The sequence below is a fragment of the Alkalihalophilus pseudofirmus OF4 genome (assembly GCF_000005825.2).
GTDB lineage: Bacteria > Bacillota > Bacilli > Bacillales > Bacillaceae_D > Alkalihalophilus > Alkalihalophilus pseudofirmus.
Genome location: NC_013791.2, coordinates 2304962 through 2324885 on the forward strand (window position 1 = coordinate 2304962; position 19924 = coordinate 2324885).

The 19924-nt window shown below is 39.9% G+C and carries 25 protein-coding genes; all 25 read right to left on the reverse strand.

What is annotated here, in order from left to right; all coding sequences use genetic code 11:
• Positions 1 to 9 precede the first annotated feature (9 nt).
• Positions 10 to 1101, reverse strand: a complete 1092-nt coding sequence (gene flhB, locus BPOF4_RS11630) for a flagellar biosynthesis protein FlhB (protein ID WP_012959372.1) — start codon at positions 1099 to 1101, stop codon at positions 10 to 12.
• A complete protein-coding gene (fliR, locus tag BPOF4_RS11635) occupies positions 1101 to 1877 on the reverse strand; it encodes a flagellar biosynthetic protein FliR (protein WP_012959373.1) in 777 nt (258 codons plus the stop codon). The genes flhB and fliR overlap by 1 nt, the downstream gene beginning before the upstream one ends.
• On the reverse strand, positions 1877 to 2146 hold the full coding sequence (fliQ, locus tag BPOF4_RS11640; protein WP_012959374.1) for a flagellar biosynthesis protein FliQ: 270 nt from the start codon (positions 2144 to 2146) through the stop codon (positions 1877 to 1879). The genes fliR and fliQ overlap by 1 nt, the downstream gene beginning before the upstream one ends.
• Before the next feature lie 12 nt (positions 2147 to 2158).
• Complete coding sequence (fliP, locus tag BPOF4_RS11645) at positions 2159 to 2863, reverse strand: flagellar type III secretion system pore protein FliP (RefSeq protein ID WP_012959375.1); 705 nt, start codon at positions 2861 to 2863, stop codon at positions 2159 to 2161.
• Positions 2863 to 3609, reverse strand: a complete 747-nt coding sequence (locus BPOF4_RS21230) for a flagellar biosynthetic protein FliO (protein ID WP_012959376.1) — start codon at positions 3607 to 3609, stop codon at positions 2863 to 2865. Before BPOF4_RS21230 ends, fliP begins: the two co-directional genes overlap by 1 nt.
• A gap of 34 nt (positions 3610 to 3643) precedes the next feature.
• A complete protein-coding gene (locus tag BPOF4_RS11655; RefSeq protein WP_012959377.1) occupies positions 3644 to 4006 on the reverse strand; it encodes a response regulator in 363 nt (120 codons plus the stop codon).
• 23 nt (positions 4007 to 4029) lie between these two features.
• On the reverse strand, positions 4030 to 5295 hold the full coding sequence (gene fliY, locus BPOF4_RS11660; RefSeq protein WP_041822465.1) for a flagellar motor switch phosphatase FliY: 1266 nt from the start codon (positions 5293 to 5295) through the stop codon (positions 4030 to 4032).
• Positions 5285 to 6277, reverse strand: coding sequence for a flagellar motor switch protein FliM (gene fliM, locus BPOF4_RS11665; protein WP_012959379.1), 993 nt, complete (start codon positions 6275 to 6277; stop codon positions 5285 to 5287). Before fliM ends, fliY begins: the two co-directional genes overlap by 11 nt.
• A gap of 102 nt (positions 6278 to 6379) precedes the next feature.
• Entirely contained in the window at positions 6380 to 6811 is a 432-nt protein-coding gene (fliL, locus tag BPOF4_RS11670) for a flagellar basal body-associated protein FliL (protein WP_012959380.1), read from the reverse strand.
• Positions 6812 to 7024 (reverse strand): flagellar FlbD family protein, encoded by a 213-nt coding sequence (locus BPOF4_RS11675; protein ID WP_041822467.1) that lies wholly within the window; start codon positions 7022 to 7024, stop codon positions 6812 to 6814.
• A gap of 292 nt (positions 7025 to 7316) precedes the next feature.
• Positions 7317 to 8126, reverse strand: a complete 810-nt coding sequence (gene flgG, locus BPOF4_RS11680; RefSeq protein ID WP_041822469.1) for a flagellar basal body rod protein FlgG — start codon at positions 8124 to 8126, stop codon at positions 7317 to 7319.
• A 73-nt stretch (positions 8127 to 8199) separates the two neighbouring features.
• Positions 8200 to 8586, reverse strand: a complete 387-nt coding sequence (locus tag BPOF4_RS11685) for a TIGR02530 family flagellar biosynthesis protein (RefSeq protein WP_012959383.1) — start codon at positions 8584 to 8586, stop codon at positions 8200 to 8202.
• Between the two features lie 14 nt (positions 8587 to 8600).
• Complete coding sequence (gene flgD / locus BPOF4_RS11690; RefSeq protein ID WP_012959384.1) at positions 8601 to 9110, reverse strand: flagellar hook assembly protein FlgD; 510 nt, start codon at positions 9108 to 9110, stop codon at positions 8601 to 8603.
• Positions 9111 to 9119: 9 nt separating this feature from the next.
• Complete coding sequence (locus BPOF4_RS11695) at positions 9120 to 10343, reverse strand: flagellar hook-length control protein FliK (protein ID WP_012959385.1); 1224 nt, start codon at positions 10341 to 10343, stop codon at positions 9120 to 9122.
• 31 nt (positions 10344 to 10374) lie between these two features.
• Entirely contained in the window at positions 10375 to 10938 is a 564-nt protein-coding gene (locus BPOF4_RS11700; protein ID WP_012959386.1) for a MotE family protein, read from the reverse strand.
• Between the two features lie 9 nt (positions 10939 to 10947).
• Complete coding sequence (gene fliJ, locus BPOF4_RS11705) at positions 10948 to 11391, reverse strand: flagellar export protein FliJ (protein ID WP_012959387.1); 444 nt, start codon at positions 11389 to 11391, stop codon at positions 10948 to 10950.
• A gap of 10 nt (positions 11392 to 11401) precedes the next feature.
• Complete coding sequence (fliI, locus tag BPOF4_RS11710) at positions 11402 to 12709, reverse strand: flagellar protein export ATPase FliI (RefSeq protein WP_012959388.1); 1308 nt, start codon at positions 12707 to 12709, stop codon at positions 11402 to 11404.
• 3 nt (positions 12710 to 12712) lie between these two features.
• Positions 12713 to 13525 (reverse strand): flagellar assembly protein FliH, encoded by an 813-nt coding sequence (fliH, locus tag BPOF4_RS11715; RefSeq protein ID WP_012959389.1) that lies wholly within the window; start codon positions 13523 to 13525, stop codon positions 12713 to 12715.
• Positions 13518 to 14486 carry a flagellar motor switch protein FliG gene (gene fliG / locus BPOF4_RS11720; protein WP_049779892.1) on the reverse strand — a complete coding sequence of 323 codons (969 nt, stop codon included), beginning with the start codon at positions 14484 to 14486 and terminating at the stop codon, positions 13518 to 13520. The genes fliH and fliG overlap by 8 nt, the downstream gene beginning before the upstream one ends.
• Positions 14487 to 14545: 59 nt before the next feature.
• Positions 14546 to 16120 (reverse strand): flagellar basal-body MS-ring/collar protein FliF, encoded by a 1575-nt coding sequence (fliF, locus tag BPOF4_RS11725; protein ID WP_012959391.1) that lies wholly within the window; start codon positions 16118 to 16120, stop codon positions 14546 to 14548.
• A 52-nt stretch (positions 16121 to 16172) separates the two neighbouring features.
• A complete protein-coding gene (gene fliE / locus BPOF4_RS11730) occupies positions 16173 to 16451 on the reverse strand; it encodes a flagellar hook-basal body complex protein FliE (protein WP_476489876.1) in 279 nt (92 codons plus the stop codon).
• A 42-nt stretch (positions 16452 to 16493) separates the two neighbouring features.
• Entirely contained in the window at positions 16494 to 16949 is a 456-nt protein-coding gene (gene flgC, locus BPOF4_RS11735) for a flagellar basal body rod protein FlgC (RefSeq protein WP_012959393.1), read from the reverse strand.
• Between the two features lie 3 nt (positions 16950 to 16952).
• Positions 16953 to 17348 (reverse strand): flagellar basal body rod protein FlgB, encoded by a 396-nt coding sequence (flgB, locus tag BPOF4_RS11740; protein ID WP_012959394.1) that lies wholly within the window; start codon positions 17346 to 17348, stop codon positions 16953 to 16955.
• Between the two features lie 347 nt (positions 17349 to 17695).
• Positions 17696 to 18475 (reverse strand): GTP-sensing pleiotropic transcriptional regulator CodY, encoded by a 780-nt coding sequence (codY, locus tag BPOF4_RS11745; protein ID WP_012959395.1) that lies wholly within the window; start codon positions 18473 to 18475, stop codon positions 17696 to 17698.
• Between the two features lie 22 nt (positions 18476 to 18497).
• Positions 18498 to 19892, reverse strand: a complete 1395-nt coding sequence (gene hslU / locus BPOF4_RS11750; protein WP_012959396.1) for an ATP-dependent protease ATPase subunit HslU — start codon at positions 19890 to 19892, stop codon at positions 18498 to 18500.
• Positions 19893 to 19924 lie beyond the last annotated feature (32 nt).

The window sequence follows — 19924 nt, forward strand, 5'->3', positions numbered from 1 at the left end:
CATACAAATTTAATTCACTTGCTTGTTTTTCAAACGGTATACATAAGCAAGCACCTCGGCTACAGCTTTAAACATATCCTCCGGCACTTGTTCTCCTATGTCAGCGTTGGCATACAGGGCCCGTGCAAGCGGCTTATTTTCAACCAGCACCACGTCATGTTCACTTGCGATTCCTTTAATTTTCTGGGCTACATAATCTACACCTTTAGCAACAATAATCGGAGCATCCGCTTTTTCCTCATCATATTTCAAAGCAATGGCATAATGAGTCGGGTTTGTGATAACGACATCTGCATTAGGGACTTCCTGCATCATTCTCTGCATCGCCATTTCCATTTGCTTTTGCTTACGCTTTGATTTGATCCTCGGGTCCCCTTCCATGTTTTTGTGCTCATCTTTAATATCCTTTTTGGACATTTTAATTTGCTTTTCATGGTCATATTTCTGATAGAGATAATCTGGGATCGATAAAAACAAAAGCAAGACAGCAACAGCTACACCCATTAATGCGGTCAGCTGAGCAATGACATAAAATCCATCAGCAACCGCTTTTTGACTTAACAGAAGGACATCTTCTAAGTTAAACCACAGAATAACGAATACGACCACACCAGCAAAAGCTATTTTTAATAAGGATTTCAGCAATTCAACAATAGCTCGTACAGAAAAGATTCTTTTAAATCCTTTGATGGGATCAATTTTACTGAGCTTCATTTTAAGCGGATCAGTGGTAAATAATGGACCGACTTGAATGTAGCTCGCCGCAACTCCTGCAACCATTGCCACAAGCATAATTGGAAGTAACACAACGGCCGCTTCCATCACAATTTCTTTAAACATGGCTTCAAAACTTCTTGGAGTGACATCCATTAATAGATACGTTTGAAACACATGCTTCATTAAATCCATCAACGTAGATCCTATGATGGCTCCTCCAAAAAACCATAAAAATAAAAAGACTAAAAGAAGAATAATAGCTGTATTAACATCTGTACTTTTAGCAACCTGTCCTTTTTTTCTTGAATCCTGCCTTTTTTTAGGTGTTGCTTTTTCTGTTTTTTCATCTGCAAAAAATTGCAGATTCATCCGTAGAAAAGCCATTATGCTCCTCCTAATAATTGCAGCAGCGTTCGCATTGCGAGCACCATTTGATCAAATAATTTTTGTACGACCATAATAAATACAGACATATAAACGATTAGAAGCGGCAAACCGACTAAAATTTTCAGCGGCATCCCCACCACGAACACGTTCATTTGCGGTACAGCTCGTGACACCATCCCAAGTGCAACATCAACTAGAAACAAAGAGCCGACAATCGGAAAAGCCATCTGAAATGCAATGATAAACATCGCATTGAAGGTTGTTGCGATATAATGGACGATGTTTTCTTGTCCAAACGGCAGAAAAACTTGATCCATTGGCACGAACTGATAGCTGTAAAAAATTCCATCTAACAGTAAATGATGTCCATTTACCGCAAGCAAGAATAATAGAGCAAACGTATATAGATACCCACCTATCAGGGGAGACTGTGCTCCTGTTTGAGGGTCGACCACGTTAGCAATCATAAATCCCATATTAAAATCAATAAATCCGCCTGCTACTTGTACGGCATACAATAAAATCATCGCAATCAGCCCAACACTAAGCCCGACTAAAATTTCTTTAATCACAAGCAAGAAAAATACAGCGTCAATTAAAACCTCTGGTGTATCTAATGTAAAGATCATAATCCAGCTGAGCATAAGAGCTAGGCCTATTTTATGAGTCGTAGGAATGGACCTGTGGCCGTAAATAGGCAGCACCGAAAAGAAGGCAAGAACTCGAACAAACACTAACAAAAAAGCCGGAAGAAGGTTAATAAATTCAACCATTATCCGATAAACCGGTGGAGATTGCTAAATATTTGGTAAGCAAAGTTTGTTACCTGTGAAAGCATCCACGGCCCGAAAATAACAAGTGATGCAAGGACCCCGACAATTTTCGGTATGAAAGCTAATGTCTGTTCCTGTATTTGGGTGGTTGCTTGAAAGATACTAACTAAAAGCCCTAACCCCAATGCAACGATTAAAAGCGGACCAGCTACAATCAGTACTGTCCAGACACCATTTTCCGCCATGCTTATGACAAATTCAGAACTCATTAAGAACACATCCTAACTGAAGCTAAGCAGTAGTGATTGAACAATTAAATACCAACCATCTACAAGTACAAACAGTAAAATTTTAAACGGTAGAGCAATCATAACAGGAGGAAGCATCATCATCCCCATAGACATTAATACACTCGCTACAATCATATCGATTACGAGAAAAGGAACGAATATTAAAAATCCAATTTGAAAAGCCGTTTTTAATTCACTTATCGCGAAAGCAGGAATTAAGGCTGTCAACGGAATATCATCTAATGACTCAGGACGATCCATCCCAGCATACCCCATAAACAAGGCAAGGTCTTTTTCCCTCGTATGCTGAGCCATAAATTCTTTCATCGGCACAGCTGCTTGCTCTAAGGCTTCCTCTTGAGTAAGTTCCCCTTCAAGAAACGGTGTAAGTGCTTGTTCGTTCACCTCAGCAAATATTGGAGCCATAATGAAGAACGTTAAAAATAGAGCTAGTCCAATCAGAACTTGGTTTGGCGGCATGGATTGAGTAGCCAAGCCTTGTCTGACAAATGAAAGGACAATCACAATTCTTGTAAAGCTGGTCATTAGAATCAAAATGCCTGGTGCAAGCGATAAGACAGTCAGCACGATAAGCAGCTGAATGGTCGTAGCAACGTTCGCTGGATCCTCTGATAAGAAATCAAGATCTAGTCCCGGGATTTGAGTAATAGCAGGCATTATAAGTTGGTCAACCATCATTTATCTCTCTCCCTAACTACATCATGAATCTCTTTTTGAGACTTCGAAACATCTTTTAACTGTTTACCTAATAAGGCCTTAAAAGCTTCTTGATTATCATTTGCAGCTGGTGGCGAGTGCGACTCTCTATTCCACAAACGATTGACCTTGCTTAATGCTTTTGTAAGAGGCTGCTCAAATTGCTCGTATTGCTGTTCTTGCATCTGAACAAATGTTTCAACCTCTTTTGGGTCATCAAGTTCTTTCAATAACTGAATGGATTCCCCTACACCTACGACAAGAAGACGATCTCCTACTTTTACTAATTGAACGGAGCGGTTGCCGCCAAGAGGAACACCGCCAATATTGTGCAGCACTTTTGTCGATCTAAATGACTGGGTTCGTTTATTAACAAACCGCAGAAGTATATAAATCAAGAAGACAACAAAGACGAGAGCTGCAATCATTTGTATGAACATTAAAAATGGATTTTGATCTGTCAAACCAATCATTTCGTCTTGCTCGTTATTCATCTCACTTGCTTCGTTTTCTTGCCCGGATTCACTATCTTGCTGGTCATTTTGCTCGATATTCTCTTCGGCCGGAAATTCAGTTGAAGGCTCTTCTTGATTCATTCCTTGACGAGCTTCCTCAATGGCTTCTTGAACCGACCGATTTTCAGTTTGACTTTCTGCCTCTGCCTCTCCTGCCGTAAATGCAACTAAAGAAGCTGCTAGGAGAGAAGCTAACACCTTCTTGCACATACCAGGTGACACCTCATTTACTTTCCTAATCCAATTATCCAAGTGTTTTCTTTATTGCCTCTAGCACGCGGTCCGCTTGGAAAGGTTTAACAATAAAATCTTTGGCCCCCGCTTGGATCGCATCAATGACCATTGCTTGTTGACCCATCGCAGAACACATGATTACTTTTGCATTTGGATCAATTTTTTTGATTTCCTTTAATGATGTAATCCCATCCATTTCAGGCATCGTGATGTCCATTGTGACAAGATCAGGTGATAGCTCTTCATACTTCTCGACAGCTTGAGCACCGTCATTCGCTTCCCCCACTACATCAAATCCATTTTTGGTAAGAATATCTTTAATCATCATGCGCATAAACGCTGCATCATCAACGATTAATACTTTGTGTGCCATTTCGGTCTCCTCATTTCCAACAATTATTTTAAATTACGAATACGATCTTCCTGACTGACAATGTCTGTCACCCGAACACCAAAACTCTCTTCAATGACAACGACTTCGCCTTTAGCGATAAGCTTTTGATTCACTAAAATATCAACCGGTTCGCCAGCAAGTTTATCTAACTCAATAATGGATCCTTGACCTAGCTCTAAAATCTCTTTAATTGAGCGCTTTGTCCGACCTAATTCAACGGTTACTTGAAGAGGAATATCTAACAGCATACTCAAGTTTTTAGATTCATGGTTTGACAGAGGCTGTGGTTCAAAATGAGAGAAAGCTGCGGGCTGCACATCTACTTCCCTGCCTCCGTGCATGCCAGAGCCAATATGCTGTTGTTCTCTCGTTCTTTCATGGATTGGTTGTTCGAAAGATTGATCCACATGATGAGATCGATCATTTTGCGGCATTTCGCTTCGGCGTGAATGAACCTCAGACTTTTCGGCAGGTGGCTCATTAGCAGGCATTTCTGGAATAACCTCTTCACCTAGGAAATCTCCATCTATTGGAGCTGGATTCATTAAATCATCTACTAAACGTTTAGCAAATGTAACCGTAACGAGCTGCATAATATTTGAATCAATTAACTCTCCGATCTTTAAACGGAATGAGATTTTTACTAAAATTTGATCTTCTGGCACATTCGATGTGCCTACATTATGTTTTAAATCCATTAAATCAATGCCAGGCGGAGAAATATCTACGCGTTTATTAAATACAGTCGACATTGAAGTCGAAGCGGAGCCCATCATTTGGTTCATTGCTTCTTGCACTGCACTCACATGCATGTCTGAAAGATCACTAGCAGGATTTGTGCCGTCTCCTCCAAGCATTAAATCAGCAATGATGGCCGCATCGCCTGTTTTTATGACAAGCAGGTTCATTCCTTCAAAGCCTTCAGTATACTCAACATGAACCGCTACATGAGGCTGTGGAAACTCGGCCGGCAGTTCTTTGCTTTCTACTAAAGAAAGGGTAGGTGTCGTAATTTCTACTTTTTGGTTTAATAGTGTTGATAACGCTGTAGCAGCACTGCCAAAAGAAATATTTCCGATCTCTCCTAAGGCATCTTGTTCAATATCCGATAAATAATCATTTACATTTAACGAAGTGGATGATGATGGGGATGTTTCAATTTCTTCTTTCGTTTCTTCTTTCGTTTCTTCTTTTGTATCATCATCATTACCGATACCTTTTAGCAGTTCGTTTATTTCATCTTGGGACAGCATATCGTCATTCATCATCTTCTGCCTCCTCAATTACATCCGTCACTTGAACGGCCATTTTATTTTTCATTTTTCCTGGCTGAGCATAGAATTTCTTCTCGCCTTCAACGGTTACAAGAAGAGGCTCATTGATTAATTGATCTAACTCAATGACGTCTCCTTCACCTAATTGCAGAAATTCATTTATCGTTATTTCCGAGCGTCCAAGCTCTGATTGAATAAGTAATGGTGCCTTTTTAATTTTTGCTTCAATCGCTTCCTTTTCACCTGGCTGATGTTGTTTCTTCTTCTCTTGCATCCAGTAGTGAACAGAAAGCTTAGGGAGCACTTCCTCAAGAACAACATGTGGCAAACAAATATTAATCATGCCTGATGTTTCTGCAATCGTTGTAGATAGAGAAATGACAACAACCGTTTCATTTGGTGAAACCATTTGGAGAAATTGAGGATTAACCTCGATTTCTTCCATCACAGGATCCATTTCAACCACGCTGCTCCATGCTTCCTCGAAGCTGTCTAATGTACGTTGAAACAGTTGTGACATGATTCTCGTTTCTATTTCAGTTAAATTTTCTATTTTGTTAATACTGATGCCCTTCCCGCCTAATAACCGGTCCAGCATTGCATATGCTACATTAGGGTTCACTTCCATCAATAAACGTCCTTCTAACGGATACGGTTCAAATACATTTAAGATGGTCATTTTTGGGATCGAACGGATAAATTCTTCATATGGCAGCTGATCAACGGATGCCACGGATATTTGAACAAACGTCCTAAGTTGAGCCGAAAAATAAGTGGTTAATAACCTTGCAAAATTTTCATGAATACGAGTTAAACTACGAACTTGATCTTTAGAAAAGCGCAGGGCTCGTTTGAAATCGTACACTTTAACTTTCTTTTCCGTCTCTTCTTTTTTGAGTTCATCAGCATCCATTTCTCCAGTAGAAAGTGCCGATAACAGAGCATCAATCTCACCTTGCGATAAAATGTCAGCCAAGAGCCTCACCTCTCCATTCCTTAAAACAGCTATCTAACGTTTCTTTATAAATCTTTCATCCCGCAAATCTATCGACCTTTATAATAGATTGGCGGGAGTTGATTATTGAATGACCCAGCTTGTGGTATACACTTGAACAACCGAGCCCTCTTGTAATAATTGATTAATTTGTTCCTTTATTTCTGCTTCTAGCTCTTCGATCCCAGCAGAGCCGGCAAGATCCGGAGATTTTTTACCAGATAACGTTCTAAGAATAATGTTTTCCACTTGAAAATCACGCTTCTGAATTTCTTGCAACGCTTTTTTGCTATCTACGTGAATATGGAACTGAGTACGTACAAAATCATTTGATAATAAGTTTGTCGTAATTTCTTCAGTTACATAGGACTGGGCAATAATTTCATCAATCGTAGGCTCAGCATTGGCTTCAGGCTGATTTGTAAAATGATTAAACAAGACCAGCGTAATCACACCAATTAAAGTTAAGGCAATTAAAATGATAAGCATGATATTAATGAGCTTATTTTTAAACAATCATGAGCCCTCCAAACCTTTATAAATCGATATAAGACCAATTTCTTTGTACCTTTGATTAATTAATGAGTAGACTTCTTTGATATCATTTTTAACTACAATTTTTTTCCCGCTGACAAGCGTAATTGTTGTATCTGGAAATGCTTCTATTTGTTCTATTAACAAGACATTCAGGATGAACGGCTGCCCATTTAATCGAATTAATTCAATCATTTTATGGATGGGCTGGGGTAAAAGTATTTTAACTCATAGGAATACGAACATTATAGATGCGGTTTATATATACCGCTCTTGAAATATACTTCGCTTTCCATGGGGAGCTGGTGAGCTTCCTCGTGCTATTGCACCTCGGGATCTCACCCCTGCTCTAGCCCCCACAGGAGTCTTCGTATATTTCAACCGCTAGATTAGTGCTTCGTTCGCATTCTTAGTCAAACACAATAATTAACCCCCAGCCTCAAACCTCCTTTACCTAGTGGATCATCTAAGTGATCCCGCTATAAAATTAACGTTTTAGATTTACTAATTCCTGTAGAATCTCATCAGACGTTGTAATAATACGAGTATTCGCTTGGAAACCGCGCTGTGCAACAATCATCTCTGTGAATTCTTCAGATAAATCAACGTTAGACATTTCAAGAGTGCCGGCTACTAGTGCGCCGGTACCATCATTAGTCGGTGTAGTCCTTTGAGCTGCCCCTGAGTTATCAGTGACCTGATACAAATTATCCCCTTCTTTCTGCAAACCTTCAGGGTTACTAAAATATGCAAGAGATATAGTTCCTGGGGATGTCAACTGACCAGCGCTATCAATCACATTTACAACACCAGCTTGACCTATACTAAAACTTTGAGAATCAGGAGCAATTTGAATCCGCGAGCCCGGGTCGCTATCATCTAAGAGATAGAGACCATTGGCATTTACAATATAACCATCTTCATCCAGATAAAAATTACCAGCTCTCGAATAATACGTTGTACCACCAGTTTCTGAGTCGCTCAATCTAAAATAACCATTACCAGATATACCTAAATCAAGCGATCGGTTCGTATTCTGTAAACTTCCTTGTGTATGAATCGTATCAATGGTAGCTAATTGAGAGCCTAATCCTACTTGGCGTGGGTTTGTTCCACCTCTACCATTTACAACAGGTCCACTTGCGCCCGCTATTTGTTGACTTACCATATCAGAAAATGTTGTGCGCCCCTTCTTAAAACCTGCAGTATTCACATTTGAAATATTATTTCCAATTACATCTAATTTTGTTTGGAAGTTTCTCATTCCTGAAATACCTGAGTACATTGAACGTAACATGTCAGTCACTCCTTTTAGTGTATGCTGCATCAGTCGGTCAGCAGCGACAGCCTCCCATAAGGGTCCAGCCTTTTTAATCAATTACAATCGTTCCGTTTATATTGGTGAAAATTTGTGATTTTGCTTCTTGGCGGTCCATGACGGTTATGACAGTGTTATTTTTCGCACTGACAACTAAGGTTGCATCATCCGTTATTACTAGAGAATCGGTTACCCCTTTTTGTTTCGCTTCAGCTACTTTTCGGTTAATTGTCTCCCATTGCGCTGAATTGATTTCTATCCCGCGTTTATCCATCCGATCGTTAGCGTGTTTGCTTATTTTAAGTGCAGCCGGCTTGACAATCTGCTGCTGTAATACATCTTTAAATGATGTTTTAGCGGCCGCATTTTTGGGTATCTCTTTTTTTGAATAAGGTTTCGGCAGAGCATGTACCGATTGGATAGGAAACCCATTATTCATGGTCATACCCCCTTTTATTCTGCTGTGTTCTCATCACTCGAATCTCCACTTGGCGGATTGGCCGGTTGACTTCCTTTTACTGCACTAACCTGAGTAAGCTGTTCGTGATGAATCCAGCGATTATTATCTAGTAAAATTCGGATTGTTCCATCAAAATCTACTTTTACAGATTGAACTTTATTGTCGTTGTATTGAAGTTCCGTCCGGTACTCATCCACATCGACTTCTTGCACCCACTTCACTTCTTTGCCAATCAGCTCACTAAATTGAACAAGGCTTTGACTTGTTTGAACATCCACAAATTTTTGAATGGTGTTGTTCATATTGGTCATTTGTTCTAGTGAAGAAAACTGTGCCATTTGCGCAATAAACTCTCGGTCGTCCATCGGGTTTGAAGGATCTTGGTTTTGAAGCTGGGTAATTAATAATTTCAGAAAATCATCTTTCCCTAACATATTTTGACCCGTATTGGAGGTCGGCTTCGGTTGATTTTGCAAAAAGTAACTTTCATTAATGGTCGGCATCCTATTCACCTACACTTCTTCGTTAAATGTTATTTCATCTAAAAAGGCGCGGAAGGTATCATCCTCTTCTGCTTGTTGAGTCTCTTTTTGCTGTTCTCTGTCATCATGAGGTCTTTCTTTATTAGATGATTGGTCATCCTTAATGGATGATTGGTTTTGAGAGAATACTTCCACACGTTCTACGTTAATCTGCTGGCTGTTAAAAGCTTGCCTCAAATGGTGAAGCTGTGATTCCACTAGTTCCTTTGCAGCGCTTGAACTAGTTAGCAGTCTTGCTACTAACATACCTTCTACTTGAGTTAGTTGAACATCTAACCTTCCTAAATGAGCTGGAAACAGTCTGATAGAGAACGTGTTCATACCTGCTTCATTAGTGCGGAAATGACCTCTTTGTATCATTTGTTCAAACTGTCTTAATAGCTGCTGCTGCTGCACCTCTTTAGGGTGCTGATCCCCTAGATGAATAACCGCTTGTTCGGTTCTGCTCATCAAAGGATTAAACATCACGCCGTTATGCAGCGGTAATATAGTTGAAGGGGGCTGTTGATCAGCAGTTGTTCGAGCAAATGTTTGAGTTACATCCGGTTTCTCAGTAAACAACCTATTAATCGCAGCTTTAATCACTTCATCTGCAGGAGCTTGAGCTTTCTGCTGTGAGAGCGCTCGTTCCATACCTTCTAAAAACCGTTCAATCCTCGAGATATTCGGTTCTTTTGGAGTATCAGCCATTACCTGTGGAAGCACCTTGTCAAATGGGATTATGTCTGGAACTTTAGCGGTCCCTTGTGTTTCTATAAACTGACTTAAAAGCACTCCGATAACTGCCAGTTGTTCTTCCGGCCATTCCTTCACCATTCGCTCTACCGCATCTGAAGAAATCGTCAGTCCTCCCCCGTCACTCAGATTATTAATCCAAGCCATAATCTCATCTTTCCATTCAACAGGAAGGATAGAAATCAGTTTCTCCACTGATCCATTCTCTAACAAGTCTTCTAATTCTTCCTCAATTCTAACTCCAGCTAACGACTGTAACCATTCGCTCAGAGATATTTCACCTTGTTCCTCTTGAGGTATTAGCAAGTCCTCGCTAATAAGCTCTGCCGATAACTGTTGGCTCAAAATATTCGAAAAAGGGTCACCTGATGTTAAATTTCCATTCCCTTGTTTAGGAACAGTAACTGTATTACTTGTCGTTACTGGTGCAAAAAAGTTCATCATCGCGTTCGCATTCATTCTTTCACCTCCTTTCACAATCTAATTCCAATCATTGACTTGTTAAACGGCTCATTAAATCAGCTGCAGCAGCTGAGTCCATCTTTGCAAGAATCGCTGCTCTTGAATCCGTTTTTAATTGGGAGAGGTGAAGGAGCGCTTCTTCTGTTTGAAGCTCAGAAATAATCGCTGCTGCATTTTTAGCAGACATCGCTTCGTACGTTTTAGCGATTTCACTCAGTTCTTGTGTTGCGTTATTATTTAATTCCTGTTCAACTAGCAGCCTTTGTTCCATTTCTATGACTTCATTTTCAAGCTCTGTAATTTTTGCATCCCTTTCAGCAATCTGCTGCTGCAATAAGGCAATTTCATTTTGATCCGCTGTAATATCTATGTCCTGATCTTCTGTCTCTGATTCAATAATGTCCTCCTCATCATCCTCCATTAGGCTTGACACATAAGGGATTGATGACGCGGCTTGCTTAGCTGTTCCCAACACATCAAAGCCGATCATATTAAGAATGACGCTAAAGAAGATCACCCCAAAAATAACCGGAATAAGAATAACGAGAACAAACATTTGAAGTTTGCTATGCGTTTTTTCCTTTATACTCATCCTATCCACCTAATTCCAACGCTTTTGAAATAGTTGAATCGCAATGTCATCCATTTGAGCATTTTCAAGACGACGTTGTTCTTCTTTAAATTGTTCCTGTTTTACTTGTTTCATTTTTTCATATTTTTTAAATTCAATAGAATGTCTAACCATATCCTGCTGTTTACGATTCATCCGCTCACGAGCTAATTGGGTAGTGTGTTGAGTCTCATTGATTGCTTGCTGCAGACGTAATAACTGAGATTGACTACTTTGGAGTTCATATATAGAAATTCCCTTCGTAACCTTTTCTCTTCCTGCTTGTTCAAGATCCTCTTTCTTTTTAAGCAGGTCATACAGCTCTGTTGCTACTTGTTCAAATTGATTCATCGCTTCTGTGTATTGATTCTGGCTGTTTTTTTGTTCTTGTTCTTTCACGTTCATTACTTTCTGTAGTGCAAAATCAAACGACATCCTCTACACCTCACCCAAATTGTTTCATTAGAAGGCTGGCAGACTCTTCAAATGACATCCGCTCATCAGTAGCTTGAGTTAAAAATTCAATAATCGCTGGATAAGCTTGGATCGCTTCATCAATCTCTTTTGAAGAGCCTCGCTTATAAGCGCCTATATTAATTAAATCTTCGGCTTCTTCATATGTAGCGATTAATTTACGCACACGTTCTGCAGCCTGTTTATGAATTGGATTAACAAGATCTGACATCACCCGGCTGACACTTTTTAACACATTTATCGCAGGAAACTGTCCTTTATTGGCTAACTTCCGATCTAAGACTAAGTGACCGTCAAGAATACCTCGCACCGCATCAGCTATCGGCTCATTCATATCATCACCGTCTACTAATACAGTATAAAACGCGGTAATACTTCCTTTTGCATCTGTCCCAGACCGTTCTAACAGCTTAGGGAGCATAGCAAAAACAGAAGGAGTATATCCTTTCGTCGTTGGTGGTTCTCCGGTCGCTAACCCGACTTCACGCTGCGCCATCGCAAAACGGGTGACCGAATCCATCATCAAATTGACATCAAGACCTTGATTTCTAAAATACTCGGCAATTGCTGTAGCCGTCATGGCTCCTTTAATTCTCATTAAAGCTGGCTGATCTGAGGTAGCTACAACTAAGATTGTGCGGCTAAGCCCTTCCGCGCCTAGATCCCGCTCAATAAAATCTTTCACTTCCCGACCACGTTCACCAATCAAAGCAATCACATTTAAATCCGCTGATGAGTTTTTGGCAAGCATTGCAAGCAATGTACTTTTACCAACCCCGCTGCCGGCAAAAATACCGATTCGCTGACCTTTTCCTACTGTAAACAAGCTGTCTATTGCTCTAACTCCCAGACTCATTGCATGCTCAATACGTGGTCTCTTTAATGGATTTGGAGGCTCATTATCTGTTGGAAAAGATGTTAATCCTTTAGGCAGCTTTTGCTGATCAAGCAGTTCTCCGCACCCATCAACCACCTTGCCAATTAAGCCGCTTCCTACCTTAATCTCAAGGGGACTTCCTGTTGCTTCTACTAAACTGCCGGGTGCAATTTCTTGAATTCCGTTTAAGGGCATTAACAGAACATATTCGTCCCTAAAGCCAACTACTTCTGCTCTGACTCTCGTTTGGTTCTGTTTGCCGACTAGTATGTAGCACAGCTCTCCTACGGATGCGACAGGACCGATTGATTCAATCATCAATCCTACTACTCTAGATACTTTTCCATACCATTTATAGGGTTGAAGTGAGGGAACTGAAGAGATTAATGATTGAGCTTTCATCACTTAAGCCTCCTCGAGTCGATCATGAAGCTGTTTTTTTAACTGAGTAAGCTGATGGTCAATTGTTGCATCCATTCGGCCGTATTTCGTTTCAATCACACAGCCGTTCTCAGCTAGAGCGGGGTCTGCATAAATATAGAGCTCCTCGCTATGTGTAAGAAATAGATGTAACTCTTCTTTTTGCTGCCTTGTTCGTTCAAACCAATCAGGGTGGACATAAATTTTCACATCTTCATGTTCTTGAACCTCTTTGATGACCTGCTTTACAAGTTGATCCCACACTTCTGGAAGCTCATCTAGTCCACGGCCGATCACTCTTCTGGAAAGCTCTACAGCTAAATCGACAATCACTGACTCTGCCTGTTCTACAACTTTATGAAATTCATCTTTTGCGCTCATAATAATGCTGTTTGCTTCTTCAATACTTTCTTTGTATTCATTAAATCCATCTTCTCGCCCTTTGAGGAGACCTGCCTGGTAGCCTTCCTCCTTCATCTGCTCATACATATATTCTTGCTCTTTTATAGCTTCACTTTTGTCAAACTCAATTTGCTCATACATTTCTTTAATATGAAGCTCTGCGTCTTCTATCATTTGCTTAACCTTTTGGTCAGCTTCATCTAATTTTTGTTTTACAATCTCGTCTGCATCCATACTATTAATAGTACTAGCAGTTCTAAAGCTCTCTACATGCGTGTCTTCTTCTGCATGAATGAGAGGTTGAAAACTTTCATCTTCAGCTAGCTTTCGGATTACAATTTGCTTAGCCTGCTTAAAGCTGGACTTAGAATGGACTGACTTAATAACTTTAGACAATCACATCATCCCCTCCGCCACGGGCAATAACGATTTCTCCTGCCTCTTCTAAGCGGCGGATGACAGCGACAATTCTTGTTTGAGCTTCTTCAACATCTCTCAATCGAACCGGCCCCATAAACTCCATTTCATCTTTAAAGGCCTCAGCCATACGTTGAGACATGTTGCTGAATACCACTTCTTTCACTTCATCACTAGCCACTTTAAGCGATAATTGTAAATCTTCATTCTCAACATCACGAATTACGCGCTGGATGGAGCGGTTATCAAGTGTGACAATATCTTCAAAGACAAACATTCTCTTTTTAATCTCTTCAGCAAGTTCTGGGTCTTGTATTTCAAGCGCATCAAGGATTGTGCGTTCAGTTGAACGGTCAACACTGTTAAGCACGTCAACGACCGCTTCAATCCCGCCTGCTTCTGTGTAATCTTGTGTCATTGTAGAAGACAGCTTTTGTTCTAAGATGGATTCCACTTCATTTATAATTTCTGGGGAAGTGCTGTCCATTAATGCGATCCTTTTTGCAACATCTGCTTGAACTTCCTGTGGCAGTTCAGAAAGAATCGTTCCCGCTTGAGTTGAATCTAAATAACTTAAAATTAATGCAATGGTTTGCGGGTGTTCATTTTGAATAAAGTTTAAGATTTGTGAAGGATCTGATTTTCTTGCAAAATCAAAAGGTCTCACTTGAAGAGTAGACGTCAGCCGATTAATAATATCCATCGCATTCGCTTCCCCTAGTGCTTTCTCAAGAATGCTTTTGGCATATCCAATACCGCCTTGAGCAATATAGTCTTGAGCCAAAACAAGAGAATGAAACTGCTCAAGTATATCTTCTTTCATTTCACTATCTACTTTTCTAACATTCGCAATCTCAAGGGTAAGCTGTTCAATTTCTTCCTCCGATAAATGCTTATACACTTGCGCAGATACATCTGGACCAAGTGAGATTAGGAGAATTGCTGCTTTTCACTTCCCTGTTAATCCTTTTTTTGCTGACTGTGCCAAAGCTCTCCCTCCTAATCTTCAGATAACCATGTACGAAGAAGTTTTGAAAATTCTTCAGGCTTTTCTTTCGCCATACGTTCTAATTGCTTGCGTTTTGTTGCAGATTCACCGGTGTCTTCATCTGGAAGATCAGGTACAACTGCTGCTTGCTGCTGAATAACGAGTTCTTCTTCCTCTTCTTGCTTTCTTTTTCTCATTAATAAGACGATAAGCAAAATGATAATAACAACTAAGACCCCTGCAACCACATACATCCAAACAGGTATAACCGTTAATGGAGCTTGGGTTGTATCCGGCTTCCCTTCAAATGGCTGCGAGGAAACATAAATTTTTTCATTAATACCAGCTTCTGTTAACTCATCCGCATAAACACCTGAGATACTTGTGCGTACGATCGTCCCTAAAATTTGCTGTATATCATCTAATCGTTCCTGAGGAAGAACATCCATTCCTTCTGGCGGCTCTACCATGACTTGAATACCAAGATCACGAATTTTATAAGGGCTTTCTACTATGTCACGGTTAATACGGTTGACTTCATTATTAATTCGATCTTCCGTACGCTCATATTCCGATTCCCCTTGTCCTACAGCACCAGGGAAGTTTGGAATACCCTCACCAGTTCCTTCAACCCCGCCGGCTGGCGTTCCCTCTCCTGTATACGTCTCAGTAACTCGTTCAATGCTCACAGCAATGCCTTCAATATTTTCAGGATCAACTGGTTCTACTAAAGATTCTTGACGATTCTCCTGAGTGAAATCAATATCAGTTGTAACTGACACCAGCACCTTATCCTGACCTACGACGGTTCCTAGCATCCGCTGTAAGTTTAGGGTTAAGTCTCTCTCAATTTCACGTTGAATCGTACGTTGTTGTTCAAAAGCAGATAATGTCGTTGACTGATTTCCATCATTATCATAAAAATAATCCTCAAACATTTGGTTCATTATGACGATATTCTCTATAGGGAGGTTTGGAACACTTTTAGATACTAGATGATAAAGTGCTTTAACCTGATTTTGATCCAATTGGTAGCCAGGGGCTAAATCCACTACGATGGAAGCTGTAGCTGCCTCTTGAGTCGTGTTAAGCCAAACACTCTCCTCAGGCAGGGTAATCATGACATTGGCATGATTGACGCCGTTAATATTACGGATTAAGTCTTGAAGTTCCGTTTGCATGAGACCTCGCTCCATCACGGAAAATTCATTATCTGTCATACCAAAACCCATTTGATCTTGAAAAAAGCTGTAGTCAATGCTGCCGCTTCTAGGTATCCCCTCAGCTGCAAGATCTACTTTTAAACTATCGACCATCGCTTCTGGTACTAGGATCGTTGTACCGTTATCTGATATTTCAGCTGGTATCCCTCTTGCGTCTAACGTTTCTTTAATCTGCCCTGTTTCTTGTAGAGTTAAATTGCTATAAAGAGGGACGTTATTCGATCTGTTTCCAAGCAATAACAATAGTATCAATAAAAGAGCGACGGCAATGAAAGCACCTGCATAGATGCTTTTTTGCTTTTTTGTACGCCCGCTCCAGAATTCTGTCACTTTCTGTTTATATAGTACAAATTTCTCGTTCATGCGCCCTCCCACAACCTACAAAGCAAATGACTATGCAAATTTGTAAACTTGCTTAAACTTGCATTCGCATTATTTCTTGATAAGATTCAATCACTTTATTTCTGATTTCTACTGTAGCCTGCAGCGCTACACTTGCCTTTTGGCCGGTAATCATAACATCATGAAGATTATCAATCTCCCCACGAGCCAATTGTTCTGTTTTCATAGCAGAAACATTTTGAAGTTCGTTCACTTCTTGAACCGCTTCTGTTAATGCCGCTTTAAACGTCTCCCCTGCCTCGGCTGGAGTTTTCAACGGCTGGTTCTGTACTCCTAGCTGATTATGTAACATAAATGGTGATGAAATACGATTTAACTCCATCTAGTTATCCCCCTACCTTCCTATCTCTAAGGCTTTCATTAACATGTTCTTTGTCGCATTTAGTGACGTCACATTTGCTTCATAAGACCTAGTAGCTGTCATTAAATCAACCATTTCTCTCAGCGGGTCTACATTAGGCATTTCAACGTATCCATCTTCATTAGCATCAGGATGAGTTGGATCATAGAGAAGTTTGAAAGGGTTTTGGTCCTCAACAATTGCCGAAGCTTTTACTCCAGTTCCGGCTTCTGAATTCTGTTTCATCGCATTTCCTAAGAAAGCAGAAAAAGGCTGCTTTTGATTCGGTTCAACGACAACCATCTTTCTTCGATATGGTGTCCACTCACCATCTACCATTCGCGCACGCGTCGTCTCTGCATTCGCCATATTAGAAGAAATTACATCCATCCTAAGTCGCTGTGTGGTAAGTGCTGAGGCACTTGCATTAAATCCACTAAAGAGTGTCATCTGTTAATTTCCCCCTCTGATCACAGTCTGCAAACTTTGAAATCTTCCGTTCATCCGATCAATTAATGCATTGTAATAGATTTGATTTTTAGCTAATTCAGACATTTCATGATCTATATCAACGTTATTTCCATTGTGATTGTAAGTTGTATGAGGATTCGTATATACCTTAGTCCCTGTATTTGTAGTACTAAAGTCTATATGTTTCGCATTTGTTTTATTTGCTTCTAGGTTTGTGCCCATCGCTTCATTTAATGTATGTTTAAAGCTTACCTTTTTAGCTTGATAATTGGGCGTTCCTGCATTTGCGATATTGTCAGAGATCGCTCGCTGCCTTAGCTGCGAACCATCTAACCCTCTTTCTAATACTCTAAAAGTCGAGTTAGAAAATAACTCCATACGTGCCACACCTTTCGACAATCCATTCATATTTCCGCCAAATTCCGGCATTTATAAACAAAATAATACACATTTTCACATCATAACCACTACGAAAATTGTAATCAAAATGACCCGAAATGTCTAATAAAGTTTTTAATAAAAGTCGATTCGATAAAAAAGCACCACCAATTTACACCTACTTTAGGCTTAAGTATCTACTTTTAGGATTAATTATAAATATATTAATACTTTTTTTTGCCTAATTTATTTACAAAATAATTACATATTCATGATCGTTTTATCTTACAGGACTATTTTCGCAAATAAAAAAGGGCCACAATGTGACCCTTTTATGAAGAAATGATTTATTTTGTTTTAATTTTTTCAAGTTCAAGCAAGAACTTGTCGTTTAGTACTTTAATATACGTACCTTTCATACCAAGTGAACGTGATTCAATCACGCCTGCACTTTCTAGTTTACGAAGAGCATTTACAATTACAGAGCGTGTAATACCTACACGGTCAGCAATCTTACTTGCAACAAGCAGCCCTTCTTTACCGTCAAGCTCTTCAAAGATATGCTCAACTGCCTCAAGTTCACTGTAAGATAATGAGCTGATTGCCATTTGTACAACCGCTTTACTACGTGCTTCTTCTTCAATTTCTTGTGTCTTTTCATGAAGAATTTCCATACCTACTACTGTTGCCCCGTACTCTGCTAAGATGAGGTCATCATCATTAAATGAATCATTTAAGCGAGCTAGTACCAGAGTTCCTAGACGCTGACCTCCTCCAAGGATAGGTACGATTGTCGTTAAACCGTGTTGGAATAAGTCTTTATTTTCAACAGGGAAGGCTGTGTACTCACTTTCAATATCTAAGTTCGGTGACGTTTCTTCTACTTTAAATAATCCACCTGTATACTCTTCTGGGAATTGACGGTCTTCTAACATCTTTTTCATACGCTCGTTTTCAATTTCCTGTTTAATAGCAAAGCCTAGTAATTTACCACGGCGGCTTACGACAAAGACATTGGCACTGATCGCATCACGAAGTGTTTCAGCCATGTCTTTAAAGTTAACATGCTGCCCTCCTGATTTTTGTAACATTTCATTAATTTGTCTTGTTCTTGATAATAAATTCATTAAAAATCTCCTCCTAGATTCACTATAAAATATATTGGCTTAAGTCGCGATTTTTCGCAATGGTTGCTAACTTTTCTTCTACATACTCTGGTGTAATAACAATCTCTTCTAATGTAATATCTGCGGCTTCAAACGAAAGGTCTTCTAATAATTTTTCAAGCATCGTGTGTAAGCGTCTTGCCCCTATATTCTCCGTGTCTTGATTTACCTCCGTTGCAATTGTCGCAATCTTACGAACAGCATCGTCAGTAAATGTAACTTTTATACCTTCCGTTTGCAAAAGAGCTGAATATTGTTTTAACAATGCATTATCAGGCTCTACTAAAATGCGAACAAAATCATCGACTGTCAAGTTTTTCAACTCAACACGAATCGGAAAACGACCTTGAAGTTCAGGGATTAAATCAGATGGTTTGGCAATATGAAATGCACCTGCACCAATAAATAAAATGTGATCTGTTTTCACCGCACCGTACTTCGTAACAATTGTCGATCCTTCAACGATAGGCAGAATATCTCTTTGGACGCCTTCTCTTGAAACATCAGCCGATTGTCCAGAAGATTTACCGGCAACTTTATCAATTTCATCAATAAAAATAATCCCCAGCTGCTCAGCCCTCTCAACAGCGAGCTGTGTAACTTCATCCATATCAATCAGCTTTTGAGCTTCTTCTTCCGCTAGAACATTTCTTGCTTCAGATACAGGCATTTTACGTTTCTTACGCTTTTTAGGAATCATACTGCCAAGCATATCTTGCATATTCATCCCCATTTGTTCCATACCTGCACCTTGGAACATATCCATGAACTGTTGTGTCTGTTCTTCTACTTCAATGGTAACGATACGGTCTTCAAGCTCGCCTAAAGCTAATTGATGGGCCATTCTCCTTCTTTGTTCTTTCATACCCTCTTCTTCACCGTTTGAATCATCCGGCTGCTGTTGACCAGGTTGATTAAAAAGCATTTCAAAAGGATTTTTGTATGTGGATTGTTTTTTGTTAGAAGGCACCAAAAGTTCAACAAGACGTTCATTTGCATGTCTTAGAGCCTCTTCTTTGACGCCTTCCATCTTTTCTTCTTTCAAGATCCGAACGCTTGATTCTACTAAATCTCTAACCATCGATTCAACGTCACGTCCAACATAGCCTACTTCTGTAAACTTTGTCGCCTCAACTTTTATGAACGGGGCACCTACAAGCTTCGCTAAACGCCTCGCAATTTCTGTTTTACCGACACCCGTTGGACCAATCATCAGGATATTTTTTGGAGTAACTTCCTCTTTAAGCTTATCTTCTAACAAACTTCTGCGATAGCGGTTTCTTAGTGCAATAGCTACTGATTTTTTTGCTCCTTCTTGACCAACGATATATTGATTTAAGCGTTCAACAATTTGTTTAGGCGTTAGATTAGTTTTCACGCGATCACTCTCCAGTTATCGTTTTATCCAGC

Coding starts and splice junctions, on each gene's coding strand:
- fliQ (WP_012959374.1), bottom strand. CDS start 2,146: ATGAGTTCTGAATTTGTCATAAGCATGGCGGAAAATGGTGTCTGGACA.
- fliR (WP_012959373.1), bottom strand. CDS start 1,877: ATGGTTGAATTTATTAACCTTCTTCCGGCTTTTTTGTTAGTGTTTGTT.
- flgG (WP_041822469.1), bottom strand. CDS start 8,126: ATGTTACGTTCAATGTACTCAGGTATTTCAGGAATGAGAAACTTCCAA.
- BPOF4_RS11685 (WP_012959383.1), bottom strand. CDS start 8,586: ATGAATAATGGGTTTCCTATCCAATCGGTACATGCTCTGCCGAAACCT.
- flhB (WP_012959372.1), bottom strand. CDS start 1,101: ATGGCTTTTCTACGGATGAATCTGCAATTTTTTGCAGATGAAAAAACA.
- fliF (WP_012959391.1), bottom strand. CDS start 16,120: ATGAACGAGAAATTTGTACTATATAAACAGAAAGTGACAGAATTCTGG.
- flgB (WP_012959394.1), bottom strand. CDS start 17,348: ATGGAGTTATTTTCTAACTCGACTTTTAGAGTATTAGAAAGAGGGTTA.
- BPOF4_RS21230 (WP_012959376.1), bottom strand. CDS start 3,609: ATGTGCAAGAAGGTGTTAGCTTCTCTCCTAGCAGCTTCTTTAGTTGCA.
- fliY (WP_041822465.1), bottom strand. CDS start 5,295: ATGATGAATGACGATATGCTGTCCCAAGATGAAATAAACGAACTGCTA.
- codY (WP_012959395.1), bottom strand. CDS start 18,475: ATGAATTTATTATCAAGAACAAGACAAATTAATGAAATGTTACAAAAA.
- BPOF4_RS11695 (WP_012959385.1), bottom strand. CDS start 10,343: ATGAATGCGAACGCGATGATGAACTTTTTTGCACCAGTAACGACAAGT.
- BPOF4_RS11700 (WP_012959386.1), bottom strand. CDS start 10,938: ATGAGTATAAAGGAAAAAACGCATAGCAAACTTCAAATGTTTGTTCTC.
- flgD (WP_012959384.1), bottom strand. CDS start 9,110: ATGCCGACCATTAATGAAAGTTACTTTTTGCAAAATCAACCGAAGCCG.
- fliI (WP_012959388.1), bottom strand. CDS start 12,709: ATGAAAGCTCAATCATTAATCTCTTCAGTTCCCTCACTTCAACCCTAT.
- BPOF4_RS11675 (WP_041822467.1), bottom strand. CDS start 7,024: ATGATTGAATTAATTCGATTAAATGGGCAGCCGTTCATCCTGAATGTC.
- fliJ (WP_012959387.1), bottom strand. CDS start 11,391: ATGTCGTTTGATTTTGCACTACAGAAAGTAATGAACGTGAAAGAACAA.
- fliE (WP_476489876.1), bottom strand. CDS start 16,451: ATGTTACATAATCAGCTAGGAGTACAGAACCAGCCGTTGAAAACTCCA.
- BPOF4_RS11655 (WP_012959377.1), bottom strand. CDS start 4,006: ATGGCACACAAAGTATTAATCGTTGATGATGCAGCGTTTATGCGCATG.
- flgC (WP_012959393.1), bottom strand. CDS start 16,949: ATGACACTCTTTAGTGGATTTAATGCAAGTGCCTCAGCACTTACCACA.
- fliP (WP_012959375.1), bottom strand. CDS start 2,863: ATGGTTGACCAACTTATAATGCCTGCTATTACTCAAATCCCGGGACTA.